General features: G+C 78.6%; 9 protein-coding genes. 5 read left to right on the top strand and 4 right to left on the bottom strand.

Features of this window, described 5'->3' with window-relative positions; genetic code table 11:
• The first annotated feature begins 278 nt into the window (after positions 1 to 278).
• The 3 genes from ACRYR7_RS19930 (at position 279) to ACRYR7_RS19920 (ending at position 4,648) form a co-directional block, all read left to right on the top strand.
• On the top strand, positions 279 to 1,121 hold the full coding sequence (locus ACRYR7_RS19930; protein ID WP_432573857.1) for an EamA family transporter: 843 nt from the start codon (positions 279 to 281) through the stop codon (positions 1,119 to 1,121).
• 102 nt (positions 1,122 to 1,223) lie between these two features.
• A complete protein-coding gene (locus ACRYR7_RS19925) occupies positions 1,224 to 3,608 on the top strand; it encodes a putative bifunctional diguanylate cyclase/phosphodiesterase (protein ID WP_432573856.1) in 2,385 nt (794 codons plus the stop codon).
• On the top strand, positions 3,605 to 4,648 hold the full coding sequence (locus ACRYR7_RS19920; RefSeq protein ID WP_432573855.1) for a GNAT family N-acetyltransferase: 1,044 nt from the start codon (positions 3,605 to 3,607) through the stop codon (positions 4,646 to 4,648). The genes ACRYR7_RS19925 and ACRYR7_RS19920 overlap by 4 nt, the downstream gene beginning before the upstream one ends.
• 31 nt (positions 4,649 to 4,679) lie before the next feature.
• Here ACRYR7_RS19920 and ACRYR7_RS19915 read toward each other — a convergent pair whose 3' ends face one another.
• Positions 4,680 to 8,531, bottom strand: coding sequence for an ABC transporter ATP-binding protein (locus ACRYR7_RS19915; protein WP_432573854.1), 3,852 nt, complete (start codon positions 8,529 to 8,531; stop codon positions 4,680 to 4,682).
• Positions 8,532 to 8,709: 178 nt separating this feature from the next.
• Between ACRYR7_RS19915 and ACRYR7_RS19910 the strand changes: the two genes are divergently transcribed.
• Complete coding sequence (locus tag ACRYR7_RS19910) at positions 8,710 to 9,738, top strand: LLM class flavin-dependent oxidoreductase (RefSeq protein WP_432573853.1); 1,029 nt, start codon at positions 8,710 to 8,712, stop codon at positions 9,736 to 9,738.
• Here the strand turns inward: ACRYR7_RS19910 and ACRYR7_RS19905 are convergent.
• The 3 genes from ACRYR7_RS19905 to ACRYR7_RS19895 form a co-directional block, all read right to left on the bottom strand.
• Positions 9,696 to 10,253, bottom strand: coding sequence for a metallophosphoesterase family protein (locus ACRYR7_RS19905; RefSeq protein WP_432573858.1), 558 nt, complete (start codon positions 10,251 to 10,253; stop codon positions 9,696 to 9,698). The genes ACRYR7_RS19910 and ACRYR7_RS19905 overlap by 43 nt on opposite strands.
• Positions 10,254 to 10,297: 44 nt before the next feature.
• Positions 10,298 to 11,536, bottom strand: coding sequence for a phosphoglycerate dehydrogenase (gene serA / locus ACRYR7_RS19900; protein WP_432573852.1), 1,239 nt, complete (start codon positions 11,534 to 11,536; stop codon positions 10,298 to 10,300).
• 88 nt (positions 11,537 to 11,624) lie between these two features.
• Positions 11,625 to 12,335 (bottom strand): NAD(P)-binding oxidoreductase, encoded by a 711-nt coding sequence (locus tag ACRYR7_RS19895; protein WP_432573851.1) that lies wholly within the window; start codon positions 12,333 to 12,335, stop codon positions 11,625 to 11,627.
• A 103-nt stretch (positions 12,336 to 12,438) separates the two neighbouring features.
• Between ACRYR7_RS19895 and ACRYR7_RS19890 the strand changes: the two genes are divergently transcribed.
• On the top strand, positions 12,439 to 13,275 hold the full coding sequence (locus ACRYR7_RS19890) for a transglutaminase-like domain-containing protein (RefSeq protein WP_432573850.1): 837 nt from the start codon (positions 12,439 to 12,441) through the stop codon (positions 13,273 to 13,275).
• Positions 13,276 to 13,412 lie beyond the last annotated feature (137 nt).

The following is a 13,412-nucleotide window of genomic DNA, read 5'->3' as shown; positions in this document are numbered from 1 at the left end:
CCATTGCAACGAGTAAAAAAACTTCCAAACAAATAACCCCCCCCCCACCCCCCCCCCCCCCCCCCCCCCCCCCCCCCCCCCCCCCCCCCCCCCCCCCCGGCGCGAGCACCCCGGGGACCCCCCGCCGTCGAGAGCGACGGTGCGGGGGTCCTCCGCGTCCCCGCCCGGGGCCGGCCCCGTCCGCGGGCCCGCGGGGTTCAAGGAAGGCGCCCCCCGCGCCGACACCCCACCGTGATCCACGACCCGGCCGCCCGGCCCGGCACCCGGCGAGGGGCCGCGTGAGCGCCGCCCTCGCCCTGCTCGCCAGCGCCCTGTGGGGCACCTCCGACTTCCTCGGCGGCACCGTCAGCCGCCGCCTGCGCGCCGTGCAGGTCCTCGCCGTCTCCCAGGTGCTCTCGTGCGCGGTGCTGCTGGCCGTCCTCGGCAGCGGCCTCGGCCGCGGCGCCGGTGCGCCCGTGCACGCCTGGCTGGGCTGGTCCCTGCTCGCCGGCGCCACCTGGGCCGGCGCCATGGCCGCCCTCTACACCGCCCTGGCGCGCGGCACGATGGGCGTGGTCGCCCCCATCGCCGCGGGCGGCACCGTCCTGCCCGTGCTGCTGGGCCTCGCGGCCGGCGAGCGGCCCGCGCCCCTGCAGCTCGCCGGCGTCGCCGTCGCCCTCGCCGGTGTCGTGGCCTCCGCCGGGCCCGACCTGCGCGGCGGGTCCCGCGGGCAGGGGGCGGCCATCGCCCTGGCCCTGGTGGCCGCGGTCTTCTTCGGCGTGGAGGTGTGGGCCCTGGCGCGCGGCAGCGCCGCCTCCGTGCCCGCCACCCTGCTCGGGATGCGCGTGACGTCCGCCGCGCTCGTGGTCGCCGCCGCCCTCGCCGCGCGCGGCGCGCAGCGCGTCGGCGCGCGCGACCTGCCGCCGCTGCTGGCGCTGGGCGTGCTGGACCTGGCCGCCACCGCCGCCTACGCGCTCGCCTCCCGCGGCGCGCTCGTCAGCGTCGTCGCGGTGCTGGCCTCCCTGTACCCCGCGGTCACCGTCCTGCTGGCCCGGCAGGTGCACGGCGAGCGGCTGCGGCCCGTGCAGGCCGCCGGCGTCGTCGCCGTCCTCGCCGGCGCGGTCTGCACGAGCCTCGGGTGAGCGGCACCCGCGGCGCCGGCGCACCGCCCGCCACCCGTTCGGGGGGTCCAGCGGAACCGTCCCCCCGCCGAACCACCCCGTGTAGCCGAGCAGGAGGTTGACGTGAGCACACCCGCCCCGACCGCGGTGACGGCCCGGCGCCGCCCCTCGCGGTCCGCGGCGCTGCAGGCCGTGCTGCTGCTGCCGCCGCTGCTGTTCATCGTCAGCACCCTGCCGGGCGTGCGCCCGCAGGAGGGCTACCGGTTCCTGCTCGACGGCGTCCTGAACAACCTCGCCTACGAGTGCGCGGCGCTGCTGTGCCTGGTGCGCGCGCTGCGGACCCCCGGCGGCCGGCTGGGTTCCTGCCTGCTGGCCGCGGGCCTGGCCCTGTACGGGGGCGGCAACGTCTTCTGGACGTTCGTCGTGCGCCCGGTGGCCGACCCGCCGTACCCCTCCGGCTCCGACGCGCTGTTCCTGTCGTTCTACCCGCTGGCGTTCGCGGCGCTGGTGCTCATGGCCCGCCGCCGCGACGGCCGCTTCGTGTGGAGCCTGTGGCTGGACGGCCTCGTCGCCGGCCTGGCCGTGGGCGCGGCGGCCGCCGCCGCCGTCATCGGCCCCATCCTCGACGTGCCCGCCGACAGCTGGGCGGCCGTCGCGGTGACCACCGCCTCGCCCCTGCTGGACCTGGTGCTGCTGCTCGTGCTGGCCTCCGTGCTCTCGATGCACGCCTGGCGCCCGCCGCGCGGGCTGTGGCTGCTCGCCGCCGGCCTGGTGCTCTTCGTCGTGGCCGACCTGCTCTACCTGTTCGGCACCGCGCGGGGCACCTACGTCTCCGGGCGCCTCGGCGACGGCGTGTGGGTCCTGGGCGTGGTGCTCATGGCCCTGGCGCCGGGCTGGGCGGCGCGGCGCAGCCGCTTCAGCCTGCCGCGCTGGGCCGTGCTGGCGATCCCGCTGGCCTCCACCGTCGTCGCGCTGGCCGTGCTCGTCGTCGACCACGCGCTGCACCTGCACCCGGCGGCCATCGCGCTGGCCGCGGGCACCGTGGTCGCCGCCCTGGCCCGCCTGCTGCTGACGTTCCGCGAGGTCGCCAACCTCGCCGAGAGCCGCGAGCTCGCCCTCACCGACGAGGTGACCGGGCTGGGCAACCGCCGCACCCTCTACCGCGCCGTCGAGCGGCTCGCCCGCCACGACGACGGCACCCCCGCCGGGCTGCTGCTGCTGGACCTGGACCGGTTCAAGGAGGTCAACGACAGCCTCGGCCACCACGCCGGCGACGCGCTGCTGCGCGGCGTCGGGCAGCGCCTGCAGCGCGTCGGCGGCGAGCACGGCGCCCTGGAGGTCGTGCGCCTGGGCGGCGACGAGTTCGCGCTGCTGCTGCGCGCCGACACCGACGCCGCGGAGGCGGTCGCCGCCGCCGTCCACGAGGCGCTGCGGGCCCCCTTCCCCGTGGAGGACCTGCAGGTGCGGGTGCGCACCAGCGTCGGCCTGGCCTCGCTGCCCACCGCCGTCCTGGACGCCTCGGCGCTGCTGCGGCGCGCCGACGTGGCGATGTACCGCGCCAAGGCGCAGGGCCTGGGCACGTTCACCTACAGCGTCGAGGCCGACGAGTTCGCCTCCGGCGACCGCCTGGCCACGGCCGAGCTGCTGCGCGAGGCGATCGCGCGGCGCGAGCTGACGCTGCACTACCAGCCGAAGGTGGAGCCCGGCACCGGGCACGTCGGCGGTGTCGAGGCGCTCGTGCGCTGGCACCACCCCGCCCGCGGCCTGCTCTACCCCGACGCCTTCCTGCCCGTCGTCGAGGGCGCCGGCCTGATGGAGGACATGACCCGGGCGGTGCTGGAGCAGGCCCTGGACCAGGCCCGCGCCTGGCAGCTCGCCGGCCGGCCCCTGGCGGTGGCCGTGAACCTCTCCGCCTCCTCGCTGTCCGACCCGCGCCTGCCCGAGCGCGTGGAGCGGCTGCTCGCCGAGCGGTCCCTGCCCGCGCACCTGCTGGAGATCGAGATCACCGAGGACTTCCTCATGGCCGACCGCGAGCGCGCGCAGGTCATCCTCGCCGGCCTGCGCCGGCGCGGGGTGCGGGTGGCCGTGGACGACTACGGCACCGGCTACTCGTCGCTGGCGTACCTGCGCGAGCTGCCCGTCGACGACCTCAAGCTCGACCGGTCCTTCGTCACCGACCTGGGCTCGGACCCGCGGGCCCTGGCCATCGTCCGCTCGACGATCATGCTCGCGCACTCGCTGGGCCTGCGCCTGGTCGCCGAGGGCGTGGAGGACGCCGAGACGTGCCGCGAGCTGACCGAGGCCGGGTGCGACGTCGTCCAGGGCTGGTACTACGCCAAGGCCCTGCCCGCGGCGGACCTGGAGTCCTGGCTGGCCCGCCACCGCGCGGCCACCGCCCCGGCCGTCACCGCCCCGGTGCCCGCCGCGCCCGCCTCCTCCGTGCCCGCCGCCGCGCCGGGCTGCGCGGGCGAGCCCGTCCCGGCGGCCGTCCCGGCGGTGGCGCGGTGAGCACCCTGCTGCCCGCGCCGGTCCTGCCGGCGCCGCGCACCGTCCCCGGCGTGCGCCACGCCGTCGAGGTGCTCGAGGGCGCCGCCGCCGTCGCCGCCGCGCTGCCCGAGGCGGAGCGGCTCGCCGCCGCCCTCGGTCAGCCGCTGACCGCCCGCCTGCCCTGGTGGCGGGCGCGGCTGTCCGTGCAGCCCGAGGCCGCGCCGTGGGCCGTCCTCGTGCGCGGCGCCACCGGGTGCGCCGCCGCCGCCGCGCTGACCGACGAGCCCGACCCCGCGCTGCCCGGGGCCCGCCGCAGCGTCCTGCTCTCCGGCGGCGGCGGCTACCTCGCCGGCGTCGCCGCCGCGCCCGCGGCCGCGGCCGACCTCGGCCGCGCGCTGGCCGCCGGGGCCGCCGCGCGCGGCACCCGGCTGGAGCTGGTGGACCTGCCCGACGACGCCACCACCCGCGCCCTGGCCGCGGGCGCCGGCGCCGTCGTGGAGCCGCTGGCGCCCGTGCCGGTGCTGCACCGCCCCGCCCCGGGCACCGAGCCCGTGGCGCTGCTCAGCCACGGCACCCGCAAGACGCTGCGCAAGTCGCGCAACCGGATCACCACCGACGGGGTGGCGGCGCGGCTGGGCTTCACCGCGGACGCGGCGGAGCTGGAGGCGCTGCTGCCCGAGCTGGAGTCCGCGTACCGCGACCGCGACGACGCCCACGGCCTGGCGTGCGCCCTGGACACCGCCGCCGGTCGCGGGGCCTGGCTGGCCCGGGTGCGCGAGCTGTCCGCCGCCGGCGCGCTGGAGGCCGCCACCCTGCACCTGGACGGCGAGCTGGCCGCGTACGTCCTCGGCGTGCGCGACGGCGAGCGCTACGGCGTGCTGGAGGGGCGCTTCCGCACCCGCTTCGCCCGCTACGCGCCGGGCCGGCTGCTGGAGTTCTGCGTGCTGGACCGGGCGCTGCGCACCGACGGCGTGCGGTTGCTGGACTGGATGACCGGGGTGGCCCCCGAGACGCTGCTGGCCGCCGACGGCGCGGACGCCCGCGTCGCGGTGCGCACCTGAGCCGGGCCCCGGGGCGCGCCGGCGGGGCCTCTCAGGCCGCCGCGGTCCTGCCCGCCACGAACGAGGCCCACAGCTCGGCGTAGCGCCCCCCGCGCTCCAGCAGCTCCCCGTGGGTGCCCTGCTCGACCACGAGCCCGCGGTCCAGCACGACGATGCGGTCCGCGCGCGCCGCAGTGCTCAGCCGGTGCGCCACCACCAGCGTGGTGCGCCGGCTGGCCAGGGCGTCGCTGGCCGCGGCGATCGCCGCCTCGGCCGCGGGGTCCAGCGCGGCGGTGGCCTCGTCCAGCAGCAGCAGGTCCGGGTCGACGAGCTGGGCGCGCGCCAGGGCGACGAGCTGGCGCTGGCCGGTGGACAGGTTGCGGCCGCGCTCGCCGACGCGGAAGCCGTACCCGCCCGGCAGCGCGGCGATCACCCCGTCGGCGCCCACGGCCCGCGCGGCGGCGCGCACCTGCTGCTCGCTCGCGTCCGGGCGGGCGTAGGCGATGGCCTGCGCGACGGTGCCGTCGAAGAGGTACGCCTCCTGGGGCACCACGCCCAGGCGCTGCCGGAAGCCCTCCAGGTCCAGCTCGCGCAGGTCGGTGCCGTCCACGAGGACGCGCCCGGCGGTGGGGTCGTAGAAGCGGGCGGCGAGCTTGACGACGGTGGACTTGCCCGCGCCCGTCTCCCCCACCAGCGCCACCGTCTCCCCCGCGCGCACGTGCAGGTCCAGGCCGGGCAGGGCCGGGGCCGGCGCGCCCTGGTAGGAGAACCGCACGCCCTCGAAGCGCAGCTCCCCGCGCAGGCGCCCCACCGGGCGCGGGTGCTGCGCGGCCGGCACCGTCGTCGGCGTGCGCAGCAGCTCGCGCAGGCGCCGCAGGCCCACCACGGCCTGCTGGTACTGGTCGAAGACCTGCGAGAGCTGCTGCACGGGGGCGAAGAACAGGTCCACGTACAGCAGGAACGCCACGAGCACGCCCAGGCTGACGCGGCCCTCGCGCACCAGGTGGGCGCCGGTGACGAGCACCAGCGCCCCGGTGGCCTCGTTGAGGAACTGCACCAAGGGGAAGTACGTGGCGATGTACCGCTGGGCGCGCAGCCGCGCGTCGCGGTACGCCCGCGCCCTGCGGCGGAAGGCGGCGGTGTCCTCCGCCGAGCGGTCGAAGGCCTGCGTGACGCGCACGCCCGCCACCGACTCCTGGAACTGCACGTTCACCGCGCCGACCCGCTCGCGCGACTCCGCGTAGGCCGGCCTGGAGCGGGCCCGGAACAGCAGCGTCGCCACCACCAGGACCGGCACGACGGCCACCACCACCAGCGCCAGCTCGGCGTCCAGCAGCAGCATCGCGGCGAACACCCCGGCGATGGAGAACAGGCTCACCAGCGCCTGCGCCAGGCCGTTCTGCAGGAACATCGCCAGCGCGTCGACGTCCGCGGTCATCCGGGTCATGATCCGGCCGGCCTGCTCGCGCTCGTAGAAGTCCAGGCCCAGGCGCTGCAGCTGCGCGAACGTCCGCAGCCGCAGCGAGAACAGCAGCCGCTCACCGGTGCGGCCGGTGACGCGGGTCTGGCCCACCACCACCAGCCAGTCCGCCGCGACGACGGCCGCGGCCACCGCCGAGACGGCCAGCAGCGCGCGCAGGTCCCCGCCGGCGACGCCGGCGTCCAGGCCGTGGCGCACCAGCTGCGGCAGGGCCAGCTGCGCGAGGGCGTCGCCGGCGACGAGCAGCGCGCCGGCGACCAGCGCGGCGTGGAAGGGGCGCACCAGCGAGCGCAGCCCGAAGCGCGGGTCGGGCGCCTGCACGGCCGCCACGTCGAGGTCGGGCACGTCGGTGGCCGGCGGCAGCGCCTCGATGCGGCGCAGCAGCTCCGGGGAGACCGGCAGGCCCGCGTCCACGGCCGCGGCGGCGGCCGGGCGCCCGCCGGCGCGCGGGGCGGGCACGGCGTCGGCGGCGCGCCGGCCGGGCAGCTCGCGCGCCACGTCCCGCGCGAGCCGCGCGGCGGAGCCGTCGGCGCCACCGGTCGCACCGTCGTCCGTCCCGCCGGTCGCGCCGTCGCCCGCGCCCTCGCCCTCGCCCGCGCCGTCCTCCGCGCCGTCGACGCCGAAGAGCCGGCGGAACAGCGCGCAGCGCACGGCCAGCTCGGCCTCGGTGCCCTCGTCGACGACGCGGCCGCCGTCGAGGACGACGACGCGGTCGGCCAGGCGCAGCGTGGAGCGCCGGTGCGCCACCAGCAGCGTCGTCGTCCCCGGTGCGCGGGCGCCGGCCAGGGCGTCGAGGATGCGCTGCTCCACCGTCGGGTCCACCGCCGAGGTGGCGTCGTCGAGCACCAGCACCCGCGGGTGCGCCAGCAGCGCGCGGGCCAGGCCGATGCGCTGGCGCTGGCCGCCCGAGAGGGTCAGGCCCTGCTCGCCCACCTGCGAGTCCCAGCCCCGCTCGAGCTCGTCGACGAAGCCGTCGGCGGCCGCGGTGCGCAGCGCCGCGCGCACCTCCTCGTCGGAGGCGCCGGGCACCGGGTAGGCGACGTTGGCGCGCACGGTGTCCGAGAACAGGAACGTCTCCTCGAACACGACCCCCAGCGCGCGGCGCAGCTGGACGGGGTCCAGCTCGCGCACGTCCACCCCGCCCACGCGCACCGCGCCGGCGTCGACGTCGTAGGAGCGCGGCAGCAAGGCGGTGACGGTGGACTTGCCCGAGCCGGCGGTGCCGACCAGCGCCACCGTGGACCCGGCGGGCACGCGCAGGCTCACGCCGTCCAGCACCGGGCGCCCGGGGGCGTAGCCGAAGCTCACGCCGTCCAGCTCCAGCTCCAGCGGGCCCTCCGGCAGCGGCCGCGGGTGCGCGGGGGGCCGCACGCCGGGCACCGTGTCGACGACCTGCAGCACCCGCTCCACGCTGGCGCGCGCGAGCTGCCCGATCGTCAGCAGGCCCGCGAGCTGCCGCACCGGGGAGACCAGCTGCCCCAGGTACGTGGAGAAGGCCAGGAACGTGCCGACCGTGATGCGGCCCTCCAGCGCCAGCCAGCCGCCGACCAGCAGCACCCCCACCTGCCCCAGCGCCGGCACCGCCTGCAGCGCCGGGCCGTAGCGGGTGTTGCCGCGCACCACGCGCATCCGCTCGGCGAACAGCTGCGCCGCGACGCCCTCCAGCCGGGCCAGCTCCGCGCGCTCCTGCCCGAAGCCCTTGACCACGCGCACGCCGGTGACGGCCGCCTCCACCCGGGAGGCGACCTCCGCCGCGCGCGCCTGGGCCGCGGAGTTCGCCGGGAACAGGGTGCGGCGGCTGCGCAGCGCGACCCACCACAGCGCCGGGGCGACCGCCAGCGCCACCAGCGTCAGCGGCGGGGACAGCACCGCCATGACCACCAGCGAGACGCAGAACAGCACGGCGCTGCCGGTGAGGTTGGGCAGCCAGGCCAGCAGGCCCTGCACCACCTGCACGTCGCTGATGGAACGGCTGACGACCTGCCCGGTGGACAGGCGGTCGAGCTGGTGGCCGTCCATGCGCTGCACGGCGGCGTGCACGTCGTCGCGCAGGTCGAACTGCACGTCCAGGGACAGCCGGCCGGCCGTCAGCCGGCGCACGTAGCCCAGGGCGAGCACCAGCACGCCGGCGCCCAGCAGCAGCACCGCCCACGGCCACAGCGGCGCGGAGCGCTGCGGCACGACGTCGTCGACGACGTGGCGCACCACGAGCGGGACCAGTGCCAGGACGGCGTAGGCCACCAGGGAGGAACCGAAGGAGAGCAGCACGTCGCGGCGGTGCCGCCACGCCACGGCCGCCAGGCGGCGCACCCAGCCCGGCGGCGGGGCCGCCGGGGAGGACGCGGCGGAGGCCGTGGAGGAGGGCGCGGGGGCGGGTGCTGAGGAGGGGTCCCCGGACGGGCGCGGGGAGCGGGACGAGCGCACGGTCGCCGACGCTATCCCCGGGCGGCGACACGCGCCCGGCCCGCCCGCGGCGCCCCCGCACCGGGACGGCGACGGCGCCCCCGCACCGGGACGGCGACGGCGCCCGCTCCGGAACGGCGCCCGCTCCGGAACGGCGCCCGCTCCGGAACGGCGCCCGCTCCGGGCCCGTTGGCCCGGCGTGAGCACCGCCGCGGCGCCCGGGGTCCCCCTGTCCGTCCTGGACCTCTCCCCCGTCGCCTCCGGCGCCGGGGCCTCGCAGGCGCTGCGCGCCACGGTGCGCCTGGCCCGCGCCGCCGAGCGGCTGGGGTACCACCGGTACTGGCTGGCCGAGCACCACAACGCGCCCTCGGTGGCCGGCGCGGTGCCCGAGGTGCTCACCGCGGCCGTGGCCGGCGCGACCAGCGCGATCCGCGTCGGCGCCGGCGGCGTCATGCTGCCCCACCACGCCCCGCTGCGGGTCGCCGAGGCGTTCCGCGCCCTGGCGGCCCTGCACCCCGGGCGCATCGACCTGGGCCTGGGCCGCGCCCCGGGCACCGACGGGCGCACGGCGCTGGCGCTGCGGCGCTCGCCCGCCGGGCCGCGCGGGGACGACTTCACCGAGCGCTACGCCGAGCTGCTCGGGCACGTGGACGGCTTCCCCGCCGGGCACCGCCTGGCCGGGGTGCGGGCCGTGCCCGCCGACGCGCCGCTGCCGCCGGTGTGGGTGCTGGGCTCCAGCGAGCGCGGCGCGCGCACCGCCGCCGCGCTGGGCACCGGGTACGCCCACGCGGGGCACTCCTCCGAGGCCGACCCCGCCGCGGCGCTGCGCGCCTACCGCGAGGCCTTCTCGCCCTCCGCGCACCGGCAGCGCCCGCACGCCCTGCTGGCCGTGGGCGCGCTCGTGGCGGACACCGACGTCCGGGCGCGGGAGCTGCTGCTGGCGCACCGGCTGGCGGAGGTGCGGGTGCGCCAGGGCCGCCCCGCGCCGCTGCCCAGCCCGCGAGAGGCCGCCGAGCACGCCTGGACGCCCGCCGAGCGGCACGCGGCCGGGCAGCTGCCGGGCGCGGTGCTGGCCGGCACCGGGGCGGAGGTGGCGCGGCGGCTGCGCGAGCTGGTGGCCGCCACCGGGGCCGACGAGCTGCTCGTCGTCACCCAGGTGCACGACGAGGCCGAGCGGGAGCGCTCCTACGAGCTGCTGGCCGCCGCGTGGGGACCGCCCGGCCGCTGAGCGCGCGCGGGGGCCCTGGGCGGCAGCGCGTGCAGGCGCACGTCATGCAGGGCGCCGCCGGCGGCGGTCAGCGTCAGGTACGTGCACGCCGGCTGCCGGCGCCGGTCGGTGGGCGAGCCGGGGTTCAGCAGCCGCAGCCCCGAGGGGGTGGTGGAGTCCCACGGCACGTGGCTGTGGCCGAAGACCAGCACGTCCACCTCGCCGCCCCAGCGCGCCTCGCAGCGCCGCTCGCGGCCGGCGGCCGCGCCGGTCTCGTGCACCACGCCGAAGCGCAGCCCGCCGGCGGCGAAGACGGCGGACTCCCCCAGGTGGGCGCGCACGTCGGCGCCGTCGTTGTTGCCGGCGACGCCGACCAGGCGGCGGGAGCGCTCCCGCAGCGCCAGCACGCTCGCCGCGTCGCACCAGTCGCCGGCGTGCACGACGACGTCGGCGGCGACCACGGCCCGCCACACCTCGGCGGGCAGGTCCTTCGCCCGCCGCGGCAGGTGGGTGTCGGCCAGCAGCAGCAGCCGCACCGGCCCCCCGGGGACCTCCCCGGCCGTCGGCACCGGCGCCCCGCTCAGGCCAGCGAGCCCAGCTGGCGCACCCGCACCGTCTCGGGCAGCTCGCGCAGCCGGCGCCCGACGTCCTCGGAGGCGGCCGCGGCGATGTCGGTGACCACGTAGCCCAGGTCGCCGCGGGTGGCCAGCTGCTGGCCCTCGATGTTCACGCCCTCGTCGGCCAGGATCCGGTTGATCGCCGCCAGCACGCCGGGCACGTTGCGGTGCAGGTGCGCCAGGCGGACCGTGCCGGGCGTGGTCTCCGTCGCCAGCGGCGGCAGGTTCACGCTCAGGGTCGTCGAGCCGTGCAGGGCGTAGTCGCGCAGCTTCGCCGCCACGAACCGCCCGATGTCCTCCTGCGCCTCCTCGGTGGAGCCGCCCACGTGCGGGGTGAGGATGACGTTGTCCAGGCCGCGCAGCTCGGACTCGAACGCCTCGCCGCGGCTCTTGGGCTCCTGCGGGAAGACGTCCACCGCGGCACCGGCGATGTGGCCGGACTCCACGTGCCGGCGCAGGGCGCCGTGGTCGACGACGAAGCCGCGCGAGAGGTTCAGGAAGATCGAGCCCGGGCGCATCCGGGCGAACTCCTCCTGCCCGAAGAAGCCGCTGTTGCTGCTGCGGCCGTCCACGTGCAGCGTCACCACGTCGGCGACCTCGAGGACCTCGTGCAGGCTGCCGCAGCGGCGCGCGTTGCCCAGGGCCAGGCGGTCGGCGGTGTCGTAGAAGAACACGCTCATGCCCAGCGCCTCGGCCACCACCGACAGCTGCGAGCCGATGTTGCCGTAGCCGACGATGCCCAGGCGGCGCCCGCGCACCTCGTGGGCGCCGACGGCGGACTTGTCCCACACGCCGTCGTGCATGAGGCGGTCCTTGACCGTCAGCCGCCGCGTCAGCGCGATGATCTCCGCCAGCGCCAGCTCCACCACGCTGCGGGTGTTGCTGTACGGGGCGTTGAAGACCGCCACCCCGTGGGCGGCGGCGCTGAAGAGGTCGATCTGGTTGGTGCCGATGCAGAACGCGCCGATCGCGCGCAGCGCCGGGGCGTTCTCCAGGACCTTCTCGGTGACGTGCGTGGTGGAGCGGATGCCCAGCAGGGAGACACCGTCCAGGCGCTCGACCAGCTCGGACTCGTCCAGGGCGCCGGAGGCGGTCTCCACCTCCCAGCCGGCCTCGCTCAGCAGGGTCCGCGCGTCGGAGTGGATGTTCTCCAGCAGCAGCGCACGGGGGGCGGGGGCCGGCGCGGGGCGCAGGGCGGGCACGGTTCCTCCAGCGGTCACGGGCGGTGGTGGCGCCTAGTCTGGCGCACCGCCGGCACCGCGCCGACCACGCGCCCCGGGCCGGCCCCGCTCAGCCCGCGGCGCCGCCGTCGTGCGCGGCCAGGCGCGCCACGGCGTCGGCCAGGGGCTCCTCGCCGCCCACCAGCTCCAGCACCCGCCCGCCGGCCGGCACCGAGGCGGCCGCGTCCAGCAGCTCCGCGCACACCGCCGCCACGTCCGCGCGCGGCACGCTGCCGCGCTCCACCGAGCGGTCCAGGTCCACGCGGCCGGTGGGCGGCTCGTCGGTCAGCCCGCCCGGCCGCAGCACCGTCACGTGCAGGCCGCCGCGCGCGGCCCGCTGCAGCAGGTCCTCCTCGGCGGCCAGCTTCGCGCGCAAGTAGGCGGTGAAGACCTCGTCGAGCCCTTCGGGCGAGGCGCCGTCGCGCACGGCGTCCACGCCGTAGGAGGACAGCAGCAGGTAGTCGCGCACCCCGGCCAGCTGCGCGGCCTCGGCCAGCAGCACCGCCGCGGCGCGGTCCACGGTGTCCTTGCGGGCCGCGCCGCTGCCCGGGCCGGCACCCGCGGCGAAGACCACCGCGTCCGCCCCGCGCACCGCGTCGGCGACCTGCGCGGCGCTCGCGGACTCCAGGTCCAGCACGACGGCGCGCGCGCCGTCGGCGGTGACGTCCTCGACGTGGCCGGGGTCGCGCACCAGGCCCGTCACCTCGTCGCCGCGCCGGGCGAGCAGGCGGGTGAGCAGGCGGGCAACCTGGCCGTGGGCCCCGGCGATCGCGACGTGCACGGCACCGAACCTAGGCACCGGCACCGCCGCGCGCACCCCGGGACGGGGCGCGCGCTCCCGGGACCGGGCGCCCGGGGTGTGCGGTCTCGGGCACACTCACCGCGTGCCGGACACCACCACTGCCGCCGCCCCCGCCCCCAGCACCTCCGTGCGCGCCGAGCTGCACCTGGACGCCGAGGCGCCCTCGGAGGCCGCCCTGGCCGTCGCCGTGGCCCGCCGGCCCGGCGTGCGGGTGCTCACCGAGGCGCTGCGCGTGGAGGGCCCCGGCGGCGCCGTCGCCCTGGACGCCCTCGACGCCGGCGGCGGGGCCGTGCTGCACCGCTTCACCGCGCCCGCCGGGGCCAGCACCGTGCGCTACACCGCCACCGTCCGCGTCGAGCGCGGCGCCGCCGCGGAGCTGAGCGGGCTGGAGCGCTGGGAGCTGACCCGCCCCAGCCGCTACTGCCCCGCCGACCGCCTGGGCGCCTTCGCCGCCCGCGAGTTCGGCGAGGTGCCGCGCGAGCGGCTGCCCGCGGCGGTGGCGGCCTGGGTCCACGATCACCTGGACTACGTGCCCGGCTCCAGCGGCCCCACCGACACCGCGCTGGAGACGCTGCTGACCCGGCAGGGCGTGTGCCGCGACTACGCCCACGTCACCGCGGCGCTGCTGCGTGCCCTGGACGTGCCGGCGCGGCTGTGCTCGGTCTACGCGCCGGGGCTGTCGCCGATGGACTTCCACGCCGTCGTGGAGGCCGCGCCCGAGGGGGCGTGGGAGGTCGTCGACGCCACCCGGCTCGCCCCGCGCGGCGCGCTGGTGCGCATCGGCACCGGCCGCGACGCGGCCGACACCGCCTTCCTGACCACCTCCGGGCCCGTGCGGCTGGAGTCCCTGGAGGTGCTGGCCGTGCTCGAGGGCGACCTGTCCGCCGACGACCTCGGGCCGGGCGCCGTCCTGGCCTGAACCGCCCGGGCGGCCCGGGGGACCCCGGGGCGCCCCGGCACCGCGCGCCGGGGGACCCCCGGGCGGGGCCCGCCCCCCCCCCCCCCCGCGCCCCGGGCCGGGCGTACGCGGCCCTCGGGCTTTATTAATGCAATTCA

It is taken from the genome of Kineococcus gurbantunggutensis (assembly GCF_050871925.1).
Classification (GTDB): Bacteria; Actinomycetota; Actinomycetes; order Actinomycetales; family Kineococcaceae; genus Kineococcus.
The sequence above is the reverse complement of the archived record's forward strand: the minus strand, read 5'-3'. Positions and strand labels throughout refer to the sequence as shown.